Annotated in this window: 21 protein-coding genes; 8 read left to right on the top strand and 13 right to left on the bottom strand. The window is 38.7% G+C overall.

Annotated elements, in window-relative coordinates; genetic code table 11:
* Positions 1–98: 98 nt before the first annotated feature.
* The gene (locus ACLFMM_RS03455) at positions 99–761 is read right to left on the bottom strand and encodes an NAD(P)/FAD-dependent oxidoreductase (RefSeq protein WP_410807321.1); all 663 of its coding nucleotides are present in this window, start codon (positions 759–761) and stop codon (positions 99–101) included.
* A 310-nt stretch (positions 762–1,071) separates the two neighbouring features.
* Between ACLFMM_RS03455 and ACLFMM_RS03460 the strand changes: the two genes are divergently transcribed.
* The 6 genes from ACLFMM_RS03460 (at position 1,072) to ACLFMM_RS03485 (ending at position 6,126) form a co-directional block, all read left to right on the top strand.
* Positions 1,072–1,269 carry a 4Fe-4S binding protein gene (locus ACLFMM_RS03460; RefSeq protein WP_410807322.1) on the top strand — a complete coding sequence of 66 codons (198 nt, stop codon included), beginning with the start codon at positions 1,072–1,074 and terminating at the stop codon, positions 1,267–1,269.
* Between the two features lie 38 nt (positions 1,270–1,307).
* Entirely contained in the window at positions 1,308–2,003 is a 696-nt protein-coding gene (locus ACLFMM_RS03465; protein ID WP_410807323.1) for an RNA methyltransferase, read from the top strand.
* A 63-nt stretch (positions 2,004–2,066) separates the two neighbouring features.
* Positions 2,067–4,172, top strand: coding sequence for a minichromosome maintenance protein MCM (locus ACLFMM_RS03470; protein WP_410807324.1), 2,106 nt, complete (start codon positions 2,067–2,069; stop codon positions 4,170–4,172).
* A gap of 9 nt (positions 4,173–4,181) precedes the next feature.
* Positions 4,182–4,472 (top strand): DUF424 domain-containing protein, encoded by a 291-nt coding sequence (locus ACLFMM_RS03475; protein ID WP_410807325.1) that lies wholly within the window; start codon positions 4,182–4,184, stop codon positions 4,470–4,472.
* A 55-nt stretch (positions 4,473–4,527) separates the two neighbouring features.
* Positions 4,528–5,184, top strand: a complete 657-nt coding sequence (locus ACLFMM_RS03480; protein WP_410807326.1) for a hypothetical protein — start codon at positions 4,528–4,530, stop codon at positions 5,182–5,184.
* A 15-nt stretch (positions 5,185–5,199) separates the two neighbouring features.
* The gene (locus ACLFMM_RS03485; protein WP_410807327.1) at positions 5,200–6,126 is read left to right on the top strand and encodes a coiled-coil protein; all 927 of its coding nucleotides are present in this window, start codon (positions 5,200–5,202) and stop codon (positions 6,124–6,126) included.
* A gap of 2 nt (positions 6,127–6,128) precedes the next feature.
* Here the strand turns inward: ACLFMM_RS03485 and ACLFMM_RS03490 are convergent, their stop codons facing one another.
* The 7 genes from ACLFMM_RS03490 to acs form a co-directional block, all read right to left on the bottom strand.
* A complete protein-coding gene (locus ACLFMM_RS03490) occupies positions 6,129–6,713 on the bottom strand; it encodes an S-layer protein domain-containing protein (RefSeq protein ID WP_410807328.1) in 585 nt (194 codons plus the stop codon).
* A 7-nt stretch (positions 6,714–6,720) separates the two neighbouring features.
* The gene (locus tag ACLFMM_RS03495) at positions 6,721–7,698 is read right to left on the bottom strand and encodes a biotin--[acetyl-CoA-carboxylase] ligase (RefSeq protein WP_410807329.1); all 978 of its coding nucleotides are present in this window, start codon (positions 7,696–7,698) and stop codon (positions 6,721–6,723) included.
* A 66-nt stretch (positions 7,699–7,764) separates the two neighbouring features.
* The gene (locus ACLFMM_RS03500) at positions 7,765–9,246 is read right to left on the bottom strand and encodes an acetyl-CoA carboxylase biotin carboxylase subunit (protein ID WP_410807341.1); all 1,482 of its coding nucleotides are present in this window, start codon (positions 9,244–9,246) and stop codon (positions 7,765–7,767) included.
* 28 nt (positions 9,247–9,274) lie between these two features.
* Positions 9,275–11,011, bottom strand: a complete 1,737-nt coding sequence (gene oadA, locus ACLFMM_RS03505; protein ID WP_410807330.1) for a sodium-extruding oxaloacetate decarboxylase subunit alpha — start codon at positions 11,009–11,011, stop codon at positions 9,275–9,277.
* Positions 11,012–11,266: 255 nt separating this feature from the next.
* On the bottom strand, positions 11,267–11,929 hold the full coding sequence (gene pyrF, locus ACLFMM_RS03510) for an orotidine-5'-phosphate decarboxylase (protein ID WP_410807331.1): 663 nt from the start codon (positions 11,927–11,929) through the stop codon (positions 11,267–11,269).
* 12 nt (positions 11,930–11,941) lie between these two features.
* Positions 11,942–12,907, bottom strand: coding sequence for a deoxyhypusine synthase (locus ACLFMM_RS03515; RefSeq protein ID WP_410807332.1), 966 nt, complete (start codon positions 12,905–12,907; stop codon positions 11,942–11,944).
* Between the two features lie 29 nt (positions 12,908–12,936).
* Positions 12,937–14,901 (bottom strand): acetate--CoA ligase, encoded by a 1,965-nt coding sequence (gene acs, locus ACLFMM_RS03520; protein WP_410807333.1) that lies wholly within the window; start codon positions 14,899–14,901, stop codon positions 12,937–12,939.
* Between the two features lie 138 nt (positions 14,902–15,039).
* Here acs and ACLFMM_RS03525 point away from each other — a divergent pair, with 138 nt between their 5' ends.
* Both ACLFMM_RS03525 and ACLFMM_RS03530 read left to right on the top strand, forming a co-directional pair.
* Entirely contained in the window at positions 15,040–15,870 is an 831-nt protein-coding gene (locus ACLFMM_RS03525; RefSeq protein ID WP_410807334.1) for a metallophosphoesterase, read from the top strand.
* Between the two features lie 16 nt (positions 15,871–15,886).
* Positions 15,887–18,721, top strand: coding sequence for a DEAD/DEAH box helicase (locus tag ACLFMM_RS03530; RefSeq protein WP_410807335.1), 2,835 nt, complete (start codon positions 15,887–15,889; stop codon positions 18,719–18,721).
* Between the two features lie 124 nt (positions 18,722–18,845).
* On the opposite strand, the gene ACLFMM_RS03535 is transcribed toward ACLFMM_RS03530, so the two are convergent.
* The 5 genes from ACLFMM_RS03535 to ACLFMM_RS03555 form a co-directional block, all read right to left on the bottom strand.
* Positions 18,846–21,605, bottom strand: coding sequence for a UPF0182 family protein (locus ACLFMM_RS03535; RefSeq protein WP_410807336.1), 2,760 nt, complete (start codon positions 21,603–21,605; stop codon positions 18,846–18,848).
* A gap of 75 nt (positions 21,606–21,680) precedes the next feature.
* A complete protein-coding gene (locus ACLFMM_RS03540; protein ID WP_410807337.1) occupies positions 21,681–23,282 on the bottom strand; it encodes a DUF790 family protein in 1,602 nt (533 codons plus the stop codon).
* Positions 23,283–23,303: 21 nt separating this feature from the next.
* On the bottom strand, positions 23,304–24,671 hold the full coding sequence (locus ACLFMM_RS03545; protein WP_410807338.1) for a DEAD/DEAH box helicase family protein: 1,368 nt from the start codon (positions 24,669–24,671) through the stop codon (positions 23,304–23,306).
* A gap of 94 nt (positions 24,672–24,765) precedes the next feature.
* On the bottom strand, positions 24,766–25,359 hold the full coding sequence (locus tag ACLFMM_RS03550; protein WP_410807339.1) for a hypothetical protein: 594 nt from the start codon (positions 25,357–25,359) through the stop codon (positions 24,766–24,768).
* A 29-nt stretch (positions 25,360–25,388) separates the two neighbouring features.
* Positions 25,389–25,991, bottom strand: coding sequence for a nitroreductase (locus ACLFMM_RS03555; RefSeq protein WP_410807340.1), 603 nt, complete (start codon positions 25,989–25,991; stop codon positions 25,389–25,391).
* Between the last annotated feature and the right edge of the window lie 150 nt (positions 25,992–26,141).

The raw sequence follows: 26,141 nt of genomic DNA on the forward strand, positions 1-26,141 counted from the left end.
GATGATTGTTGTATATAAAAGGAAAAGATGATTGTTGTATATAAAAGGAAAAGGAATGAGTAGAATTTTTAGTTTATAATATATAAGCCTGTCAGTTTTTAAATTCCGACTTCTTCTTTGAATTTCTCAATACCCATATTGTCGATAACCTGACCAAGACGTTTCTTGCTGGTTTGCGATTTGTAGAAATTGATAATCCTGTCGATATAATCTATTACTTCTTCTTCTGATAGTTCTGTAGCTACAGTATTTGCAATCCTGGGCTTGAGTCCTGCACTGCCACCAAGCATTAGGGTATAGCCTTTTGGTGTGCCCATAACACCAATGTCTTTAACTGCAGGTTCAGAACATGCATTCATGCATCCTGCAACACCCATCTTGAGCTTTCCTGGTAGTTCCATTCCGTGATATTTTTCATCGAGTTTTAATCCAAGACCTACTGCATCCTGCTGTCCGCGTTTGCAGAATGTTGTACCTGGACAGAATTTAACACTCCTGACACAGACACCGATTGCAGCACCGGGATTCATATCCAGTTCAGACCATACATCATCAAGGTCTTCTTCCTTTAAACCCACTATAGCAATTCTCTGGGATGAGGTCAGTTTTAGTGCTTCAGCATCGTATTTTTCTGCAATGTCTGCAATCTTTTTGAGCATATCTGCCGAGATAATTCCGCCTGGTATGTGTGGTGCGATTGCATAGGTTTCTTGATCTCTTTGAAGTATTGCCCCTTTTTCGAGTAAATCTTTCTGAGCCATTGTTTATCAACTCCCCTTGTTTATTGTGGGATTACCTTATTTATTAACTTCGAGTCTGTAAAGATTACCCTAAATATAGATTTAAGCCTTGACTTGTCAGCAGAAATCTTTTTTAATAACCATTCAGCTTTGAGCATCCTGAATATTTCGAAACATTGTTTGAATACATCGTTTATTGTGTTTATTCAATCAAAGGCAATCCCAATTTTAGATGTAACAGTGTCTACATCTAAAGAATTAATAGCTAGTATGATACATAATATTTTTGATTAATAAGGTTGTAAAAGAAGGTTAATAAATGTGATATTCAATGAAAATCATCATAGATGAAAGTAAATGCACCGGTTGTGGTGCCTGTAGAAGAGCCTGTCCCAAGGGACCCAAAATATTTTTGTTAAAGAACCGCAATGGTAAAAAAGTTGCTGAAGTTGGCGATTCGAGTTATTGTCTCGGGTGTAGGATGTGCGTAAGTGTTTGTAAACCTGTGGCAATAAAACTAAAAAATTAAGTATCACTCTGTTATCTATATCATAAAAAAACGATAGTATGAAATTACAGATAAAAATTGTACTTGTAGAACCACTCTACCAGGGTAATGTAGGTTCAGTAGCAAGGGTCATGAAAAATTTTGGTTTTTATGAACTTGTACTTGTAAACCCGTGTAAATTGAAAGGAGAAGCACGTGCGATGTCTTCTCATGCACGTGAAATCCTTGAAAATGCAAAAATAATCAACACTTTTAATGAGGCAATCAATGATGTCAGTCTGGTGGTCGGTACAACCGGAATGACGTCTTCAAAGGATGATGAGCATATTCGAACACCCGCATATACTCCATCTGAATTAAAAAACAAACTGGAAGGTAAAAATGGAACAGTAGCTATACTTTTTGGACGGGAAGATAATGGCTTCACAAACGATGAGCTTAAATCTTGTGATATGATAATTCATATACCTGCAAATGATGAGTATTCTGTAATGAATATCTCTCATTCAGTTGCTGTTATACTGTATGAATTGAGCAGCATCCAGAGTGGAGAAAAATCACTTGCTGAACCATTTGACATGAAACTTTTATATGAGCATTTGAAAGAATTGCTGGAACAAATTGAATACCCTGCCCATAAAAAGGATAAAACCCTACTCATGTTTAGAAGGGTTTTCGGACGAGCTCAATTAACAAACAGAGAAGTTCAAACCCTTCGCGGTGTTTTGAGAATTATCCAGCGCCGAATGAAATAATACCATATCTCAGACTTTGATATTTATTTAAATTAGTTTATAACAATTACCCAATGGATTAGCATGACAGAAGAACAATGGAAAGAACGGTTCGGTACTTTTTTTAGACGTTATTACTGGGATGAGATACTTCATCTTGCAAACGAATATCCTGTAAATCGCAGTTTAAGTGTGAATTTCTTTGATATCGAAAATTTCGACCAGGAACTTGCAGATGAGTTAATTGTAAATCCAGACGAAGTTATTCCTGCTGCAGAAGAAGTCCTCAGGGACGGAGAGGAACTGGTACTCCCGGTTGATAAATCGCTTGAGGATGTACATGTCAGGGTTACCAATAACCCAAACAAGATTGCAATAAGAAACCTTCGAAGCAAACATCTTCTGCGGTTTGTTGCAGTCGAGGGAATGATACGCAAAGCTACAGAGGTACGTCCCAAGATAACAAATGCTGCTTTTTACTGTATGCGTTGTGAACATATCACCTATATACCCCAGACCAGCCAGAAATTTACCGAACCACATGAGTGTGAAAATGAAACATGCGGTAGAAAGGGTCCGTTCAAAACACTTGTTGATAAATCTACTTTTGTAGATGCCCAGAAACTGCAGATACAGGAATCACCTGAAAACCTAAGAGGTGGTGAACAGCCCCAGAGTCTTGATATCGATGTTGACGATGACCTTGCAGGAATTGTTACACCAGGTGACAGGGTGATAATCAACGGAATCCTTCGTTCTCATCAGCGTACTCTACGTGACGGAAAATCCCCTTTTTATGACCTCGTATTGCATGCAAATTCAATAGAATATGTTAACAAGGAATTCGAGGAGCTTGAAATCACTCCTGAGGATGAGGAAGAAATCCTCGAGTGGAGCAATGATCCCCAGATTTATGAGAAAGTGGCAAAATCCATTTCTCCATCTATCTACGGTTATGATAGTATTAAGGAATCACTTGCTCTTCAACTCTTTTCAGGTGTAACCAAAGAGCTACCTGATAGTTCAAGAGTTAGGGGTGATATTCATATTCTTATCGTTGGGGACCCAGGTATAGCAAAAAGTCAGATGCTCAGGTACATGGAAAAACTGGCTCCGAGAGGTGTATTTACTTCAGGTAAAAGTGCCTCATCCAGTGGTCTGACTGCATCAGCGGTAAGAGATGAACTGGGGGATGGAAGATGGACACTTGAAGCCGGTGCACTTGTCATGGCGGATATGGGTATAGCAGCAGTGGATGAACTGGACAAGATGAGCTCAGATGATAAAAGCTCACTCCATGAGGCAATGGAGCAGCAAACCGTCTCAGTTGCAAAGGCTGGTATTATAGCTACACTAAAATCCAGATGTGCTCTACTTGGTGCGGCTAACCCAAAATACGGACGGTTTGACAGATATGAAGGAATAGCCACCCAGATTAACATGCCCCCTGCACTGATTTCCAGGTTTGATTTGATTTTTGTGCTGCTTGATGTACCGGATGATAACAAGGACAGAATGATTGCCAACCATATCCTAAAAGCACATTATGCCGGTGAGATGATGGAACAAAGGTCGAACAATCCGGTATCAGAAATCAGTCAGCAACAGATTGATTCCCAGATGGATGTAATAACACCCCCGATTGATGCGGAAAAACTGAGAAAATATGTGGCATATGCTAGAAGGAACGTGTACCCCATATTAGAGGACGATGCACGCAACCATTTGATCGAATTTTATATGAATTTGCGTAAAATGGGTGAAGATAAAGATGCTCCGGTGCCGGTTACTGCACGTCAGCTGGAGGCACTGGTAAGGCTTGCGGAGGCAAGTGCCCGTGTGCGTCTTAGCAATGTAGCTACATTGGATGATGCAAAGCGTACAACCAATCTGGTCTATTCATGTCTCAAACAGGTAGGTGTAGACCCTGATACCGGAGCATTCGATGTGGATGTGATTGAGACAGGTACATCCAAGAGCCAGAGAGATAAAATAAAAGTATTAAGAGATATTATACAATCGCTTGCTGATGAACATTCCGACAGAAAGGGTGCTCCTGTTGATGAAGTGTATACAAGAGCAGAAGAAGAGCAAATAGATAGAGAACACGCAGAAGAATTGATAACCAGGATGAGGCGGCAGGGGGATTTGCTGTCACCTGACAAAGACCATATAAGATTGGTCCGATAAAGTGATTATATGTATCTTAAAATACATCGGTCCGGTAGATATTGCGTAGTTGCTGTATGTGACGAAGATATACTGGGCAAAACATTAAAAGAAGGAAATCTTACAGTTGAAATATCAGAACAGTTCTACAAAGGCGAAATCGCATCTGAAAATGAGGTGATAAGAGCGCTTTCAATGGCAACAACTGCCAATATCTTCGGTGATGAATCAGTGGCTTGTGCCATTAAATGCAATGCTGTGGACCCTGATAGTGTAATTCGAATTGAAGGCGTACCACATGCACAGATGTTTAGAGTATAACAATTGTTAAATATAATACAAACTTCTTATAAAGAGTGGGGATAGGAGTATAAACATGAATCCAGATACAATTGCAAGTAATGATAACATCAATGTAACTACAATGGATAGAAGTGAACTGATTTCCGGAGTTATTGAGAAGCATCAACATTTCCTGAATCAGTATCAACAGGAATTCAGAGAACTTGATGAAAAGGTCAAATCTCTCAGGGAACAGATGGAGACAGCAAAGAAAAACAAACAATCTGTAATCGAGCGAAGAGATATTTTAAGAGAAAAGCGCCAGCAAATGCTGTATCAGGCTCAGAAATCACTTAAAGACCTGATGTCATCCATAGATGTAAATTCTGAATATAAAACTGTTCTGCATTCAGTTGATGAGAAGATATCAAAACTCAAAACATCTATACCACCAGAAGAAGAAAAACAAATCGTGGATGAGATTAACAGTAATATATCTGATATAACATCTGATGACCAGACAGTAAGCAAAAAGATATCTGATATAAAATCAAAAGTCGATTCAGTGATAGAAACCAGTAATGAAATCGAATCTATAAAAGGTTCCGATAAACAATATGATGAAGAGTATAATAACCTGGACAAAGAATTAAACAATTTGGATCCTCGTTATAAATGGTTGGAAAAACGTCTAAAAAGCCATGAAGAGGGATTGGAATATTGGAAAAATATTAATAATAACCAAGAATAAGAAGGGGGTAGTAATGTGAGTAATGCAGAGACAGAGACTGAGACAGCTACCATGTCTGAACGTGAATTAAAGGATAAAATAAACCGTTTAAGAACACAAATAAGCCAGAAAGAAAAAACACTTAATTCAGTCTTTGAGGAGTTGAAATTATATCGCAATAATATTGACGAATTGAAAAAATCAAGAGACGAATTGAATGTAAAAGTAAAAGACCTTGTCTCCCAGGCAAAGGACTTAAAATCCAAACGTGACGAGAATAACAGAAAAATAGCGGAACTTAAAAACAAACGTGCAGAAATTCAGAAAGAAAATAAAGGTAAAGCTGATGAAATAGCCCAACTTAAAAAGAAAAGAAACGAATTGAATGATATATCAAAAGGAACAGAGGAATCCCTGTCAAAGGCTTATTCACAGGAACTTAACACGTTCCTGAATGAAGATATACCACTCAATCATGAAATTGACCTCTTCAATAAACTGGAACAGTTGAAAAATAGACTGGATGCTGCTCAGGAAGCAAATAAAATCCATCAGAAAATACAGGAAATATACAATACCAGTTTCGATGAGGATATAAATGAGTTAAACAACCAGATTCAACAACTGGCAGACGAATCCCAGGATTACCATCTGCAAATGGTGGACCTATTCAATAAAGCAGATGAGGTCCGTGAAGATGCGGATTCCTATCATGAGGATATAAAGAATAAATATTCATTAATGTATCCGTTAAAAAGTAAAATAGATCCTTTAAAATCTGAAATATCCCAGCTTCGTGAGGAACTTGATGAATATCTGAAACAACTGGATGACATTCAGCTTAAAAAAGATGAAAAGAACCAGGATGAAAAACATACAGCTGCCAAAGAAAAACTTGATAAAAGCGGTCGTTTAAGCCTTGAAGATTTAAAAATATTGATGGAACGTGGTGACCTTAAATAATTTCAGGATGTATGTTTGAACAATATATAAACTACAATTATACCAATAGTTATCATACCGATAACAGTGAATATAGTAGTTAAATTCATGCTGTTGTTTTCAGGATTATTTACTGAAGTAGAGCTGTTATTATTGTTTGCAGGGTCGTCTGTATTGTTTAATTTGGGTGTTTCCAATTTTGGGTCAAGGTATTGATAAACCGGTTTAAATGTGACAAGTTCCCCTTCAGGATTTGAGTATATTTTATCTGCAGTGATATTCAATATCATGGTCTGGTTTCTGGAATATATAAAGGGGTCATCTTCGTGTACAACATCGTCTTTCACGCTCTCACCGTTTAAAGTCAATTCGAGCCATAACCTGTCATTTTCCAAGTTGATTCCTTTGATTTGGAGCGAGTACCCCTGATAAAATGAATAGGTTTCATCAGATTTGAGATTGATTTTTGTACCGTTGATTAAAACAACAGGTACATCATTATCATTGTTTTCATCTTCAAGCTGGGATGATACAACCCCGGTTCCGGAAAACAGAGGTAAAATGACCACCAGTAAAGTTATAAATTGTAATGATATTCTCCAGCTCATATAATCCTTATTTTGTCTTTGTATATATGCATCTTCCTGCTATCACTTCTTCATTTTGGCCATCAGGTTTTTTAACGATAAGAGCGCCGTTTTTTGTTATTCCTATTGCCTTTCCTTCTATCATTTTTGAGTGGGTCATAATTGACACATGTTTACCTATGGTATCGGAAAGATTTATCCATTCATTAATTATTTCGGTAAATGGTTTCGATTTGAATTTGATGTATTCCTGCTCAAGTTCATAGAAAAGGTTTCGTACAAATGATACACGTTCAAGGGGTTTTCCAAGTTCAGATTTTATAGAGGTGGACCCTTCTTTCAGTTCATTGGAAAACATCCCTGTATCAATGTTTGCATTTATACCGATACCTATTATTGTATAATCTACCTCTTCCATTTCAGCATTTATTTCTGTTAGTATCCCACAAACTTTATTATTGTTTATAAGTACGTCATTCGACCATTTAATACGCGCACCAATACCGAGGTTTCTAATTGCATTTGCAACGGCAATACCTGTAACAAGTGTTAGATGATATGCATGTGATGCAGGTGCAGTGGGTTTTAAAATAACTGACATATATATCCCACCGCGTGGAGATACCCATTCACGTCCCATACGGCCCTTTCCGCTTTTTTGGGTTTCAGAGATTATTACTGTACCTTCATCTTCATCATGAGCAATTTTTTTTGCTTCGTTGTTGGTAGATTCGACTTCGTCAAAATGATAAATTTTCTTTCCGATAACCTTTGTCCGGAGACCGTTCTGAATTTCTTCGGGATATAGTAAATCTGGTGATGAATTCAGTACATAGCCTGTTTTTGTGGATGAGGTAATATCATATCCATCGTATTTCAGGGATTTTATGTACTTCCAGACCATCGTTCTGCTTATACCCAGCTGTTCACCCAGTTCTTCTCCGGACACGGGTTTTTTGTTGGAGTCTTTCAGAATTTTTAGTATATCCTCTTTTCTGTCACTCAATTACATCCCACCACAAACAAACACTATGCATTTATAATTAGAATTGAGTGACATTGAACAAAAAACTTATTGTTTTTGTTTTTTATAACTCTCAAGATAGGTATTCACAGCACTGGTAACGGCAGCAACTTTTTGATTCTGATTATCAAGTGCTGAAGCAAGAGTCATATTTCTTTTTGTTTCTTTATCAACAATCTTTGCAACATTCTCAAGGATGTTGTGCTCTTCTATGAAATGAGTTGTGAAATCTCCTCTGCAGAAAGCCTCATTTTCGAGCACTGCCTTATGGAATGGTATATTTGTTATAACACCTACAACAACATATTCAAAAAGTGCACGTTTCATCCTTTTGATTGCTTCATCACGGGTGCGACCCCAGACGGATAGTTTTGATATCATTGAATCATAATATGGTGATATGGTATACCCCATATGTACACCGCTATCCACACGCACACCCGGACCACCTGCTGAACGATACCTTCGTATCTTTCCAGGTGATGGTGCAAAGTCATTTAATGGGTCTTCGGCATTTATACGGCACTCTATAGCTGATCCCCTGATATCCATGTCTTCCTGTTTGTAGGGCAGCTCTTCACCGCATGCGATGTATAATTGGTCCTTTACAATATCAATTCCGTTTATCATCTCAGTAATGGTATGTTCAACCTGAAGACGTGTGTTGACTTCAAGGAAATAAAATTCTCCTTTTGAATACAGGAATTCAACTGTCCCCGCGTTCTCATAACCGATAGCCTTTGCAGCTTTTATGGCAGCTTCTCCCATCTTTTGTCTGAGCTCTGGAGTCATTATGGGAGATGGTGCTTCTTCGATTAGCTTCTGATGGCGTCTCTGTATGGAACATTCTCTATCAGATAGATAGATTGTATTTCCATATTTGTCTGCAAGTATCTGGATTTCAATATGTCGTGGTTCCTCAACATACTTTTCAATGAATACTGTTGAATCACCAAACGCGGATGAGGCTACCGATTGGATGGATCTGAGTGCTTTTTCAAATTCATCCCGTGAGTGGACAACTTTCATTCCAATTCCACCGCCACCGGCGGAGGCTTTGATCATAACAGGAAATCCTATGGATTCGGCAATCTCTATTGCAGTATTGACGTCCTCTATAGCTTCTTCAGTACCGGGGACAACAGGAACGCCGGCATTAATCATTATATTCCGGGCTGAGATTTTACTCCCCATCTGTTCAATGACATCACCTGTTGGGCCTATAAATGTGATACCTCTCTTCTCACACTCTTTTGCAAATGCAGGATTTTCTGATAAAAATCCATATCCAGGATGTATCCCATCGGCACCGGTTTCCTCTGCAACGTCCAGTATTTTGTTAATATCGAGATAACTTTTGCTTGAAGGAGCTGGACCTATAGGATACGATTCATCAGCATATTTAGCAAAAAGGGCATTTTTATCAGCCTCTGAATAAACCGCAACAGTTGGTATATCAAGTTCACGACATGCACGCATTATTCTGATGGCGATTTCTCCTCTGTTGGCAACAAGTACTTTTTTGAACATATCTCTACCTGCCTTTTTTCCTTTATTTTCATGCAATTGAAGCCAGCAAATCTCCTGAAGATATTGCATCACCTTCGGAAATGTATATCTCTTTGACTACTCCACCATGCGGAGCATTAATTGTACTCTCCATTTTCATGGCTTCAATAACACAGATCGGGTCTCCTTCATTTACAGTATCACCTACATTCATGTGTACTGAAAGAACAGTACCCTGCATGGAACTGGTGACAGCACCTTCAACATTTTCCGGATCAGATGTTGATGAATCAGATTCTGTAACTGAAACAACTGAACCGCCTACAGGTTCAACTTTAACATTGAATACGTCCTGATCGATGGTTACTTTGAATTTATTTGGTATCCGGGATTCCGGTTTCGGGCTTTGCTGAGATTTTTTCTCGGTATCCACAGGGGCAAGTTTTTCTTCTTCTGTTTCACCCCTGAGGAATTTGGGTGCTATTGAAGGGTACAGTATATAGGTGAGGACATCCTCTTCTTTTTTGACCAGTCCAAGATCTTCAGCTACCTTTTTCTTATCTTCGTATTCCGGTTTCAACAGGTCAGCTGGGCGTCCTGTGAATGGCACTTCATCTTCAATAATTTCGGCGATTATATCGTTGCTCAATGGTTGTGGTGGTTGACCGTAAAGTCCACGGACATAATCTTTCACTTCTTTTGGTACCATCTTGTAGCGCTTACCCATCACTACATTCAGTACTGACTGTGTTCCGACTATCTGGCTGGTAGGTGTTACAAGCGGTGGGTAACCCAATTCAGCACGTACTTTTGGTATTTCAGCTAATACTTCCTTGTATTTTCCAAGAGCGTTTTGTTCCTTCAACTGGGATACAAGGTTAGACAGCATGCCTCCTGGAACCTGATAAACCAATACATTAGTGTCAACCTGTTCTGAAATCGGATCCAATATGCTCCTGTACTCCTCTTTAACCTGTTTGAAATATTCAGCAATTTCTGCAAGAAGCTCCAGGTCAAGTCCGGTGTCATAGGGTGTTTCCTGAAGTGCAGCAACCATGGATTCGGTAGGGGGCTGTGAACTGCCGCCTGAAAACGGGGATAATGCAGTATCAAGTACGTCTACACCTGCTTCACATGCTGCCATGTAGGTCATGGGTGCCATTCCTGAAGTACAGTGGCAGTGAAGTGAAATGGGTAGTGATATTTCCTTTTTTAGTGATTTAATAAGCTCCTCTGCCATATGAGGTGACAGTAGTCCTGCCATATCCTTGATACATAATGAGTCACATTCTCTCTGCTCAAGTTCTTTTCCAAGTTCTACGTATTTTTCAATTGTATGTACCGGGCTTATGGTGTAACAGATTGTACCCTGCACATGAGCTCCTAATTTATTGGCGGTTTCTATGGCTTTATCCATGTTCCGGACATCATTAACCGCGTCAAAGATTCGGAAAATATCTATTCCGTTTTCATGGGCTTTTGTGACAAATTTTTCAACAACATCATCAGGATAATGACGATACCCTACAAGGTTTTGTCCTCTAAGAAGCATCTGTGCCTGGGTGTTGTGCATATGTTTTTTAAGTTCCCTCAGTCTTTCCCATGGATCTTCATTGAGATACCTGATACAGCTGTCAAAAGTAGCACCACCCCACATTTCAAGGGAGTGGTAACCTACCTCATCCAGTTTGTCCACTATTGGTAACATGTTACGTGTGCGCATACGCGTCGCAAGAAGAGATTGGTGAGCATCTCTTAGTATGGTGTCGGTCAGTTTTACTTTCATTGAAACCCTCTAAGGAACTTTATATGGTGGATTATCTGATTAGTATAATTAAAAATCCTGATAAATTAAATTATATCCAGATATTCATCTTCTTTTATGTATTTTCTGGTTAAAAAAGCGTTATTGATTGATATCTGGAACCCAAAAATTGGTTAATTATATTTGCCTCAGCACTCATAGGGCTCATCATTAATCAGCTCTATTTCTCATCACAGGCAATTAATAATAGTATTGTAATATCCACAGTTTATAACTTTAACTTTTTCCCTCGTCATCTCTAATTTCTTGAACAATTTTCCTTGCTTCGTTTTCCGGAGATTCGGATTGGTATATACTTCGACCTGCTATCACCCAGTCAGCACCTTTGTTGATGACATCTGCAGCATTTCCGCCCTGTGTCCCCACACCGGGAGAAAGCATGTCAAGCTCTTTTCCTATAATTCTTCGTATATTTTCAACACTTTCTGTACGGGTTGCGGGTGCCACAACTCCTGAAACTCCAGCTTCCACAGACATCCTGGCGATTTTTTCAGAGACTGGTTGGAAAAAATCAACAGCTCCAGGATGGCTCATATCGGTAACAACATATACCTTTTGACCATATTCATTTGCAGTGTTAACACAGGCATCAAGGCTGTCACGACCTGTGAACCCATGAACAATAACGGAATCTCCTCCTGAATTGAAAACCTGTTCACAGATTAAACGGTTAGTATTTGGAATATCGGCCACTTTAAAGTCGGCTATCACCGGTATATAGGATGAAATATCTCTAATGATTTCCATACCACTTTTAAGTACAAGAGGGTATCCAACCTTTATGGCATCTACATATTTAGATACCCTATCTGCAACATCGAGCGCTCTGTTTCTGTCTATAACATCCAGTGCAAGTATCAGTTGATTGTTTTTTTTCATGAAAAAGCTCCTTTACCCATTATTTTCTATCCGGTTTCTTGCAGCTGCAACAATGATAGGCAGTGTTATTGTTGCATCAGCATGTACTGTTAATGACCTGGCATACTCACCAACTTTACCCCAGGAACGTGCCTCATCAAGGGTGGCTCCACTTAAACCACCGGTTTCAGGAGTATCCATTGTAAGTTGTATGGCATAATCAAGTTCTTTTGGTGTTACAAGCATGGACTGGAATATGTAATTCTTTGGGACACCACCACCTATTAGTAGAGCACCGGATTTTTCAGCATCATAACAGATGTCAATCAACTCTTTCATATCAGCAAAAGCATCTACATTCAGTCTATTTGTCTGTTTGTACAGCCAGGCTTGGAGACCTATCATGGAATCCTGGATTGCAGGGCAGTAAATAGGTACGTTCATATCAGCTGCTGTTTTTAAAATCGAGTCAGTGTCTTCAAGATTGTTGCCTATGTGTGTTAGAAATTCTCTGATGGATACCGTTTCTTCACCTATATCCTCCAGGATCGATTGCATTTTCTCTTCAAAATCAGTGAAGTGGTGTTCTGGAAGGTATACATCGTATATCCGGTTTATTTCTTCATTTTTCAATTCCATGTCATTGGAAAGAGCTGAACCTTTGTAATGATGAAGTCCCAGGGATTCAACTAAATCATGGACCAGATTGGCACCGGTAGTAACCAGTACATCGATGTGTCCGTCACGAATCAAATCAGCCACTATTTTACGCATCCCTGCTGGTACCATTGCACCTGCCAAACCAAAGAATTTGGTTGTATCCTCTGTAAGCATTTCACTGTATATATCTACAGCTTCAGAAAGCCGACCGGCGCCAAAAGCACATCCATTGATCTCCTTTATGAGTTCATCTACACTCATATCAGATTTGATTTCAGCCTGTCTGATTTTTCTGTCGAGTTTGTTACATTTTGTATTAGTATCGTTTTTGGATTGCATCACCCAGTCCTCTAATTTTTTGCGAAAAATCAATGTACATCTAGTTCTTTAACCTTTCTTTTGAGTTTATCTACGATTTCAGGGTTCTGAAGGGTTGATGTGTCACCAGTGTCTTCATTGTTTGTTATGGCTTTTAAAACCCTCCGCATGATTTTACCACTTCTGGTTTTCGGGAGGTCATCCGTAAATACCAAATCCTTTGGTTTTGCTATTGGTCCGATGTCTTTTACAATAGTATCCTTCAATTCCTGTTTAAGGTTTTCATTTTCTTCTGTACCAGAGCTCAATATAACATAACCAAAGACCACCTCTCCTTTTATCTCATCTCTTAGACTTTCAACCGCAGCTTCAACAACATTTGGATGAGATTCCAGTGCACTCTCCAGTTCCATGGTTCCAAGGCGGTGTCCAGCAACATTGATGACATCATCTACACGGCCAAGTATCCAGAAATAACCATCATCGTCTCTGCTGGCAGCATCTTCTGTCAGATATTTATCAGGTCCCCATTTACTCCAGTAAGTATCAATAAATCGGTCTTCATCTTTATATATTGTACGGATCATACTGGGCCAGGGTCTTTCTATAGAAAGGTAACCACCATGACCCGGATCGACCTCATTTCCATCGTCATCAAGGACTGATGCTTTTATTCCTGGGAATGGTTTCGTTGGGCTGCCGGGCTTCATTGGTGTTATTCCTGGAAGTGGTGTTATCAGTATCATACCGGTTTCTGTCTGCCACCATGTATCAACAATCGGACATTTTTCATATCCTATATTTTTATAATACCAGTGCCATGGGTCAGGATTGATAGGTTCTCCCACTGTTCCAAGCAGTCTTAGTGAGGAAAGATCATGCTTTTCAGGCCATTCAGAACCCCATTTCATAAAGGCTCTGACCGCGGTTGGTGCTGTGTAGAATATGGTGATCCCGTGTTTTTCAATCATCTCCCAGAATCGGTCTTTATCCGGGTAATCAGGAGCACCTTCATACATGAATATGCTAGCACCATTTGAAAGAGGTCCATAAACTATGTAGGAATGTCCGGTAATCCATCCAACGTCTGCTGAACACCAATACACATCATCCTCTTTCAAATCGAATACCCAGTTTGCAGTAACATGAGTACCTACCATGTAGCCACCGGTTGTATGGACAATACCTTTCGGACTGCCGGTGGTACCACTGGTATACATCAAAAACAGCATGTCTTCAGAATCCATTTTCTCGGGCTCACACGAAGGTTTGGCAGATTCTATTAATTCATGCCACCAGACATCTCTTCTGGATTTCATTTCTACTTCATTGCCCAGATGGTTAACTACTACAATTTTCTCTACACACTCTGTTTTATCGACACCTTCGTCGGTTTTGCTTTTGTGGTCCAGTATTTTTCCACGCCGGTAATAGCCATCTGATGTAATAACAAATTTGCTTTCAGCATCATTTATACGGTCAGCAAGAGCATCAGCTGAAAAACCGGCAAAAACAACACTGTGGGGTGCACCTATTCTGGCACAGGCAAGCATGGCAACAACCGCTTCCGGAATCATGGGCATATATATGGTTACAATATCCCCTTTTTGGACACCTATATTTTTCAGTGCATTCGCACACCTTGAAGTGGATTCAAGAAGTTCATTATAGGTGAATTTTCTGGCATCCCCCATTTCCCCTTCCCAGTGGATAGCTGTTTTATCACCGCGTTTGGCTATATGGCGGTCGATACAGTTGTACGAAGCATTAAGTTTTCCATCAACAAACCACTTTGCATGTGGTGGATTTTCCCATTCAAGAACTTTGTTCCATTTTTCGAACCAGTCTATATGTTCTGCAAGCTCCTCCCAGAATTTGATGGGGTCAGCTTCAGCTTTTTCATAGATTTTGGGGTCATTAACATTTGCCTGTTTAACAAAATCTTCATGTGGTTTGACTTTCTCCTTTTCTTCCAGTTTCGATTCAATTGTTTCTTCCATTTTTTTCACACTCATTTTTCATATTAAATTATTATATTTTGATGACACCAATATAAACTATATTTGTAAATATTTAGTGGTCTATATGTACTGATTTATAAAAAATCCCACCGATAAATATATCATCATTTTGTCGAGTTCTATTAAATTGATATGGGAATAAAAATCACACCTATTATTGACCAGCCAGCTTTGATAGTATCTAATACTGAAAAAGCGCTCGTGATTGCTGATATACATCTTGGGATAGAGTGGGATTTATATAAAAGTGGAATATCCATACCAAGCCAGACTGAAAAGCATCTTGAAAAAATTAAAGAATATTTTAAACAGAGTAGTCCGGATAGAATTATCCTCCCTGGAGACGTGAAACATAATGTACCTCGAACATCATGGCAGGAGAAGAATGAAGTACCTTATTTTCTTGAAGCTTTAACAGAACTCGCACATGTGGATATAATCCCTGGGAATCATGATTCAGGTATAGAATCACTTCTTCCTGAAAACAGAAATATAAAAGTCCACTCCTCCAGAGGTGCAGTACTGGACAATGTGGGTTATTTTCATGGACATACATGGCCGGACCGTGAATTGTTGAAGGCAGAATATGTGATTACTGCACACAATCATCCAACAGTTCGATTCACTGATTCACTCGGTTATCCTACAACAGAAACATCATGGATAAGGTCGAGATTCAATTTCAATGAGTTCTCTAATTATCAGGATCTTGATGCAGAACCATGGAATAATCCTCGTGTGTTTGTAATGCCGGCATTTAATGAACTTTGTGGTGGTATAGCTTTTAATGAATCATCACATGAAGACTTGCTTGGACCGGTTTTCTCTACAAAAGCTTTTGAGCTCGATGAATCAGAAGTGTATCTTCTTGATGGTATGTACCTTGGAATCCTGAAAAACATACGCAAATCCAGTATGACAAGAAAGAGGTCATCAAGAAAAATTAGAAACAAAAAGAAATAACAAACTAACAATAAACATGAGTTTTAACAACATCTTCGATTCATTTCACCCAAAAATACAACATGCTCTTAAAGAACAGGGTTTTGTATCACCTACCGAACCACAGGAAAAAGCTTTTCCTGTTATCCTTGAAGACAACAATACCCTTTTGATTGCGCCTACAGGTTCGGGAAAAACCGAAGCATCAGTACTGCCAGTATTTCATAAAATACTTGAAAAAAATGAAGATGAAAGAAAAGGAATATCGGCACTCTACATAACACCACTACGTGCACTCAACCGAGATATGCTATCACGTATCAAATGGTGGGGCGAGTACCTCGGAATCCAGGTCATGGTACGTCATGGGGACACACCTAAACATGAACGTCAGAAACAATCACAAAACCCGCCGGATATGTTGATAACCACACCTGAAACACTGCAGGCGATGTTTACCGGAAAACTTCTTAGAAAAAACCTGGAATATGTGACACATGTAATCGTTGATGAAATCCATGAAATGGGTACGTCCAAACGCGGGGCACAGCTTATACTGGGTCTTGAGAGACTGGTAGAAATTTCCGGTAATTTTAATAGAATTGGACTGTCAGCTACAGTGGGTAATCCAAATTTGATTGCTAGTTTTCTTGCAGGAACAAAACGCAGCATTTCGGTTGTAGAAGTGCCAATGCTCAGTTTGATGGAATTTGATATATTATATCCAGAAACAACCCCTGAAGATTTAGAAATATCTAGAAAGACCGGTTTTGACCCGGAGTTCGCATCACACCTTCGCAGTATCCGGAATATAGTTGAAAAACATGAATCAACATTGATTTTTGTCAATACACGACAGAGTGCAGAATCACTCGCATCTGGATTCAATATACTTGATGCACCTATCAGTGTACATCATGGTTCTTTATCCTTTGAAGCTCGTCTGGAAGCTGAAGAATCGTTTAAAAAAGGGAAACTGAAGGGTCTTATCTGCACATCATCTATGGAACTTGGAATCGATATAGGAAATGTAGACCATGTTGTACAGTACGGATCACCAAGACAGGTTTCACGTTTGTTGCAGAGAGTCGGTCGTGCAGGACATAAGATACATGAGATTTCAAGGGGCACGATAATCTCTACTGGTCCTGATGACAACACAGAAGCCATGGCCATTACAAAAGCAACTCTTGACGGGAGGATTGAAAACATATCACCCCATTACAATCCACTGGATGTCTTGGCCAATCAGATATGCGGGATAGCACTGGATTTTGGGGAGATAACAGAGGATAGAATTTATTCAATAGTAACAAGAGCCTATCCTTTTAAAGATTTGAAAATCGAAGCTTTAAAAGGTGTAGTTGCCCAGCTCATTGGTTATAGAATGTTGTGGAGTGATAAACCTGGTATAATCAGCAGAAGGAGAAACACTTGGAATTATTACTACGAAAATCTTTCCATGATACCTGATGAGAAGAAGTTTGAAGTATACAATATAGTAACCGGTAAAACAGTTGGAATGCTGGATGAAGCTTTTGTTGTCAATTTTGCGTCTCCTGGTGCGGTCTTTATAACTAAGGGAGACATGTGGCGGATTGTTGAAATGGATTCTGAACGCGACCGTATAAAGGTAGAACCGGTAAAAGGTACCGGAGAAGTTCCAAGCTGGGTGGGTGAAGAAATCCCTGTACCTTTTGAAGTGGCTCAGGATGTGGGTAATATACGGGGTATAGTATCAGCCTACGTAAAAGATGGTTATGGTAACTCGAAAATATCCAATGAGTTAAGAAAGACCTATCCTGCCAACAAAAATGCAGTTTTAAATGTCATCGAACTTGTACGTGAACATCTTTCAGAAGGTTGCCCCTTACCTGACAGCAATACCATTGTAATCGAAGAGGATGTGGATGATGGTGCTGTAATCATCAATGCATGTTTTGGTCACACCACAAATGAAACCTTTGCAAAAGTCCTGACATCCCTTCTTGCCGCCAGATTCGGCAGTAGTGTGGGACAGGAAATCGACCCTTACAGAATCAAATTGAAACCCCCAAAAAGAGTTGATGTTGACCTTATAAAGGACATGATACTGGGCATCCAAACTGAACATATAGAACCGATAATCGAGATGACTCTAAAAAACACGACAGTAATGAAATGGAAAATGGTTCATGTCGCAAAAAAATTCGGTGCATTGAGCAAGGATATTGATTATGACCGCATCAGCATGAAAAAGCTCCTTGAAATCTATAAGGATACATGGATGTTTGATGAGGTTGTAAGGGAGATATTCCATGATATGCTGAACATCGATTGTGCAAAGAATGTATTATCAATGCTGGAATCAGGAGAAATTATAATAAAGGTTAGTAAACCAACACCTATCGGCTCGGCTGGATTTGCTGTCAGACATGACCTGGTTGCAGCTGATAAGGCAGACCGCTCAATTGTGATGGCTTTGAAAGAAAGAATTATGAACGACCGGATTATACTGTTCTGTGTAAATTGTAAAAAATGGACTTCCAGGAGGAAAGTAAAAAATGTTCCAGATGTTATCCAGTGCCCAGTGTGTGAATCCAAAATGGTAGCCGCTCTTAAACCATGGGAAGAAGATGAAATAAAACTTGTAAAAAAACAGGGCAATACAACATCTAAAGACGATACAAAACGAATACGCAGAGTTTATCGGAATTCAAGCATCGTTCTTACCCACGGCAAAAAGGCAGTGATTGCTCTGGCAAGCAGGGGTGTCGGACCTGATACAGCATCTAGAGTTATACAGAAGATGCGAAAAGACGAAGAAGCTTTTTACAGGGATATAATGGAAGCTGAACGCAATTATGCACGGACCAAGCAATTCTGGGATTAAAAAAAGAAAATGAATTAACAGGTAATATATTTAAAAAAACAGAATATGGTTCATCCAGGTATCGAGTGTACCAATGTATGATACACCAATAGACAGTTTTTAAAACCTGAATGAACTTCTTTTTTTATTGTCCTGTTTCTGTTGTATTTGCTTCTTCTAGAGTTTGAGACAGACTATCCAGCGCACTTCTCATTTGTTCTATTTCTTCTCCATAAGCTGACCAGTTTCCTGCTCTCAAGTGGTCTTGTGCTGTGTCATAATGTTCCAGTGCCTGTTGTGCTAACTGTTGAGATGTCCTTGGAACAACTGGTTCATCTGGTCCTGGTACACTAGGGTCAATGCCATCAACACGCCCTTCAGCGATTCCCTCAAGAGCCTGCTTGAGTTCTACAGACATGACAACTCTGTCACCTGAAGAAGCAATAACTCTTCTAAGTTCTGGAATCTCGGAATCTTGGGAACTCAGGAATATTGGTTCTGTATAGAGTATCGAGTTGCCTATCGGTACTACAAGGAGGTTGCCCCTTATAACATTTGAACCACTTTGATCCCAGAGTGTCAACTGTTCTGATATCTCTGGATTCTGGTCAATTCTGGATTCGATTTGATTTGGACCGTATACCAGTCTTCCTCTTGGAAGTTGATAGTGTTTTATTTCGCCATAGTTTGGTTCATCGGATCTTGCTGCAATCCAGGATATCATGTTCTGTCTTTCACGTGGTGTGAATGGTTGAAGCAGGATATATTCTAGTCTATCACTACCAGGAAGCCTTGTAATCAGATAATATGGTTCCATTTTGGTAGTTGTGCCTCTGTACTTTTCATTTGGTATCTCCCATGAATCTTCTTTATTGTAGAATGTTACAGGGTCTGTCATATGGTAGTTTTTGTAAAGTTCCATCTGTACTTCGAAATAATCTACAGGGTACCTTATATGCTGTTTGAGGTTTTCAGGCATTTCTTCATATGGTTTAAACAAATCTGGGAATATTTTGGAATATGTTTTAACAACGGGTTCTTCTTCCATCATGTAGTAATCAACACTACCATCATAGGAGTCAATTACTACTTTAACCGAATTCTGCAGGTAATTTATACCACTTAATTTTGAACCATAAAATGTATCCGAATATGGATACCTGGATGTGGTTGTATATGCATCAATTATCCAGTGTATTCTGCCATCATGGATAACTGGATAGGGGTCGCTGTCATATTCAAGGAATGGTGCGATTTTATCAGTTCTCTCTTCTATCTGCTGATGATACATGACCTTAGAATCATCGGTTATGTATTCACTTAAAAGGAATTTCGGTTCACTAAAGCGGAAGGCGTATAAAAGGCGTTTAAAAAAAGAGTCAAGCTGTATACCACTATTGCCTTCATAATTTGTTAGTACAGTTCCTTCACCACCTGGGTAATCAAATTCCTGCCTTACTGTGTTCACGATTTTGTATTCATTCGTAAGTTCACCATAATATACCCGTGGGTTCTCGATTTCAAAATCACCACTTGGTGGTATGTCTTGGAGTACCAGGTCAGGTTGACCATCTGCAGTTTTTGTACTCACCGGATTCATTACCATGCCAAAACCATGGGTATATATAAGCCTCTCATTGACCCAATTTCTTGCCTGTGGAGGAAGTCCATCAATATCCAGTTCCCTTACTGACAGCATATATTGCCTGTATTCATCTTCGGTTCGATACCTATCGATATCAATGTCGCTAAATGTGTAGTATGTACGTATTTGCTGGAGCTGCTGATAAGATTCTTCAAGGGCACGATGGTCCCATATTCGGATGTTTGATATGATATCCTCGTTTTCGTCCAAATCCTTACTGGTGATATTCATATCTACATCAAGCTGACTTTCTTCAACATCGGATAACCCATAGGCTTCCCTTGTAAAACTTATACTGTGTTCAAGGTATGGTTCTTCAACCTGAAGTTCGGTTGGTTCTACTGCAAACTGCTGGTAAACGTTGGGTACAAACGCACTGGCCAGAACAAATATTATGATTAAACCAATACCTGCCAGTGGTACTTTTATGTCTTTCAGTTTAATGTTTGCCAGTAACGCTACTGCTGTCAGGGACGATAAAATGGTAAGTATAGTAAATATTGGTAGCCTAATATGAACATCTGTATAACCAGCACCAGCAACGGCGCCCTGTTGGGAAAATAGAATTTCATATCTATTGAGGAAGAAACCAAAGGCAATTAAAGCGAATATAAATGCAAGAAGAACGGATACATGCACTAGAACCCTTTTGGGGATTTTGTCCAGTATATCCTTTATGTTGATTTCAGGATTTATGTCATAGAATTCTCCTGTTTCCTCTTTTTGAGACCTGAATATAGGCTCCAATCTATATACGTAGAGGATACCGATTATAATCAATGTGATTATAGCCAGACCCATCAATACTCCCCTTATCATATGGAAGAACGGGAGCTGGAACACATAGAACCCGATATCATTTAACAGAATTGGATCCTGGACTCCAAAAGGAGTGCTGTTTAGATACAGTAATATGGTTCTCCAGTTACCACTAAATACCAGCCCAAAAAGGAATGATAAGAAAACAGTACCAATCAGAAACAACCGATAATCGATTTTCTCATAAGCGATATTTTTGTTGATAAGTATGTTATCTATGGAATTTCTGGCGAATTTTATGTTTATATAAATGAATATAAAAGCCAGTATAAATCCAGGTATTACTGCAAGAATTTTCCATTGCAGTATTGTTGTAAATACAGATGTGTAATCGACCATGTCAAACCACAGATAGTCCATATAAATTCCAATCAGTGGACCAAACCCCAGTAAAACAGCCATTATTGCTATGAATACATAAATTGGTTTTAGGCTTTGCATATTAGACCCCGTAAATATTATTTGATTAACCCTTATAAGAGCAATTATAATGGTATTTATTAAAGTCTTTTCCTCTTATTTTTTTTGAATATCAGCTGTATCTTCACACAGTCCTTTCCATATTACTCTGTATCCAAGATAATCAAGGACCGGATAATAGACCTGTTTGTTGAGTTTATATTTTTTAAAAACATCCACTACATCCGAATATGTCTTCAGATTTTTTATCTGCGAATCGATTTCATTGATAATCTTATAATGGATCAGGTAGTCGCCAAAAATTATATACTTACTGTTATCATCAAGTTTTTGACCCATTTTTTGTTTTAAGGCATCTTTCCATACACCCTGTTTTTTTGCCAGGTCATCTATGTTGATAATATTTTCTTTTAAAGGAATATTGATGTTTTGTATTTTGTCTTGCTCTTTTTCCAATTTTTCTTTCTCATAACGTCGCAATATCTGAATAATTTGTTTATAGGGTATTTTTCGGTTGTAGAATAACACGTCTACATTTTCAGCCTTAAAATCGCTTTCACAACATTTGAGCTTATTGTTGATGAGGAGTATTATAGGTACATTTACCCAGTTTACCTTTTCTATTTTCTTTTTCAGGTAATCATGTGTCCAGAAACCGATGATTTCGACATATATGGTAAGGTTATTTTTCTGCAGTGAAAAATCAGGTATGAATGCATATTTTCCTGCTTTCAAAATTACCGGTTCCCTGTACAGGTTCCATTCTCTAAATGATAGTTGTGCGAATTCATACTCAACAGAACTATCAAATTCCACTCCATCCTTATTGTTACCATAACTAATCTCTGGTGTTTCTGCCACCTGGTTACGTGACGTTTTCAGACCATATATGTCATCTTTGTCATCTACAGTGAACTCAAATATTCGTTTTCCACTGGTTGTTTTGTAGGATATGTTTGCTTTTATATTCCATGAATAACATTCAAGAATATAAGGGACCAGTTTTGCGAATGCTCTCCCATAACGCTCCGACATTTTGAAAAGGGATGCAGGTCCATCGATATGCAGATTTACCGTTCCTAACCAATCATTGATTTTGGTTTTTTCTCCAACTTCTGGAACTTTATTGAAGGAGTACATAAGTCCTGAACGAAGGATTGTCTGCAATACCTGTTTAAAATTACCTTTTATTTTTATATCCATGTCAACGGCTCTAAACAATAGAGTCTGGATGAGTGAGACATTATATTGTTTTAGTAAATTTTCAGGTGATATAGGCTGAAAACTTTTAATGGTTTTGTTTTCATCAAGGTCAGACCATAGATTATGTTCCAGCTCATCCTTTGATAGGGATAGTTTTTCTGCTGCTTTCTGGAGTACATAATCCCGTTCTTCACTGGATGTAATAATCTCTGAACACTCTTTAAATACCGTCTGGCGTAGCTCTACAGGGTCAAGTCCTGTATCTGATTCTATCACACATCTTCGCAACAGAATCTGGGTTAATCCCCTGATTAACCGGTAGTTCATCTCTTCAAAACCCTGAATTTCTTCCATGAGGTTTCCATAGGTTCTATCTACATTCCTATTGAAGGTTTTAATCAGCATATCCGCAGTTTCGATATAGTCTGAACCGACATATACCGGTTTTATGTTACCCCTATAGGTTTTTGTAACAAGTAGTTCACTGGTAAGCATGTTAATTTTAACCAACAGTTATTATTGTTTTTGAGAATTTTTTCTTCTTCTTGAAGTATTTACTTCAGAAGTTTCAGCAGCTATGATCTCATAAAGCACCGCTTCTTTTCCTTTTTGTTTCCTCAATATTCTTCCAAGGCGCTGGATATATTCTCTCTTACTGCCGGTACCGCTCAGTATGATACCTACATTGGCTTCAGGTACATCGATTCCTTCATCAAGTACTTTTGAAGTAACAATCGCATTATAAACTCCTGACCTGAATCTTTCAAGGATGAGGTTCCTTTCTCTTGTTGTTGTTCTGTAAGTTATAGGTGGAATAAGGAATTCACTGGATATATGGTATACCAGTTTGTTGTGTTCTGTAAATATAAAAACCGAATCATGAGAATGCTTTTTAAGTAGGTCCCTTAATGTATCAACTTTTGCCGAACTGTTAAAAGCGATTTCTCTTGCTCTGTTCCTTGCCAGTAATGCTTTTCTTGCTTCCGGATCATTCCCGCTTCTTATAACCAGTTTCCGGAAATCATCAGGTCGGTTCATGGTAATGTTATGCCTTTTTAAATAATCAGTAAAAACAGAATAATTTTGTTCATAGTTTTTCCTTTCATCATCCTCCAGCGGCACAGTTATCTTTTCGGTTCTGTAGGGTGAAAGATGCTTGCCTGAAAGTTTTGATAATTCCTGTTCAAAAACTTTGCCACCGACAAGCCGGTTCAATTCGGTATGGAGACCATCTTCTCTTTCATAGGTTGCTGTCAATCCCAATCGGTAAGGTGCAATAAACATCTCCGCAATAGTGCGGTATCCTTCTGCCGGTAGATGATGGGCTTCATCAAAAACAACAAATTCGAATCTGTTTCCAAGTTTTTCTGCCTGGAGATAAGCTGAATCATAAGTGGAGATAGTAATGGGTTGGATATTTTTTGTCCCGCCTCCAAGTGTTCCGATTTCTATGGGATAAACTTTGCTAAGAACAAATCGCCACTGTTCCATTAAATCGATTGTAGGAACAATTATAAGAACCGATGTATTGCAGTATGCAATGGCTTCCACACCTATAACGGTTTTACCACTACCGGTAGGAAGAACAATCACACCTTGATAATTGTTCTGAATCCATGAAGAAATGGCGTCCTGCTGATAATCTCTTAGTTGTGTATTATTGTTATACAACTGCTTCAGGTCCGGACATGGAACAGTATCAGGGACTTTATCCCTGTATTCAATTGATAAATTTTTGAGAGAACTGGTTATATCTTTGTAGTGTAACCCCTGTGATCTAAACGTTTTGCTGCGTTCGTCCCAGAATGCATCAGGGGCTTTTATATTGCCGCTGATTTTTATGGTTCCCTGATGATAGGTCAGTTCCGGTATATCGGTTGGCATATTTGATTTTGTTATAATTGATTTTATAATATAGAATTAATGACCAAAATATTGCTTTTGACATTGTAAATTATGTGCTATATAACCAAATGCTTTAATTAGCTATCGGAACTTCAACGGTTGTTTGTCCTTTAGCATGATATTTATCTCCAAAAAGTTTGTTCTCTGTCAGGACAGTGTTAATATCAACTGTAATATTTGTACTATCTTTTACTTTCCACTCAGGTTTTAATAAAAAGTGCAACTGCAAAGCCCCTTCACCCTGTGATTCCATATCATGGATTTCAAGTCTTGTGTTTAAATCATCGGTCCTTTCAAAATTGATTTTAGGGAATGGGGGACCTTCCGGTGTTTTTAGATAGATTTCACCGCGTTTTTCAACCAATGCTCCACTTCTGGGAAATTTGATTACCAGATTCATGCTTTCTATGGTGGTATCTTTTTTATGAGATGCAACTACTCTCAAGGGCATCTCACCGGTTTTGTTGTTGTATCCCTGATGATGTAATAATGATATTGTAAGTATCCCTTCATTGTTATCATAAAAAACCAGATGTGTTTCATCTTCCTGGACAATTTTTCTGGTATCACTTAATGTCTTCTTGGATGTCGAGGTTTCATAAATTCCGAATGTTATACCTACAATTAATACAAGTATAATACCACTCGGTAATCCCCTGAATCTCATATTTTAAACCTGAAAAATAAAAAAGTGGATTAGTTTTTATCTTTTTTCTTATAAATCCACGATACCATTGGTTCACATCTATCAATTCCAGGAGGGATGTTGTTGGGATATCCCAGTATTATCGGAGCTACTATCTTAAAATCATGCGTTATATCAAGGTCATCCAGCAGTTCAGGGCTCTGCTGTATAAAAGAACCGGCACCTACCCAGCAGCTACCCAAACCCATTGAATGGGCAGCAAGCATCATGTTTTCCGCACAAAGTGCGCAGTCATAATCAGCCAGTGTGTCGTCTCTGTTATGCATTACCAGTACCAAAATCGGTGCACCATAGAATAGGTTGAAATCTTTGTTTTTCATTTTCTCTTTCAAATCCATAGCCAGTTTTTCAGTACTGTCTTTGATATGTTCCTGAACCATTGGTTTTATGTGGTCTGATATTTCTTTTATGATGTCTTTACCCTCAATAACCACAAAGTTCCACGGCTGCAGACCAAGTGCGGTAGGTGCATGGATACCGGCGTCTATAACCTTGTTGACGGTATCTTCAGGGACCTGCTTATCAAGATAATCCCTTATACTGCGGCGGGATTTTATAGCGTCAATGACCGGGTTTTCATTTTCTTCTGCCATACGATAACCTCATTACTATCAGTATATTAAACTCCCCTTTTTAAATACCAATGCTGAGAACTTATAAATAATTGTTGAAAAATACTGGCCAAAAGATGAGACCATCAAATTAGCTTTTCGTTTTAAAAAAGTAACTCTTTTTTTCATCTT

The sequence above is a fragment of the Methanohalobium sp. genome (genome assembly GCF_046546175.1).
Lineage (GTDB): Archaea > Halobacteriota > Methanosarcinia > Methanosarcinales > Methanosarcinaceae > Methanohalobium.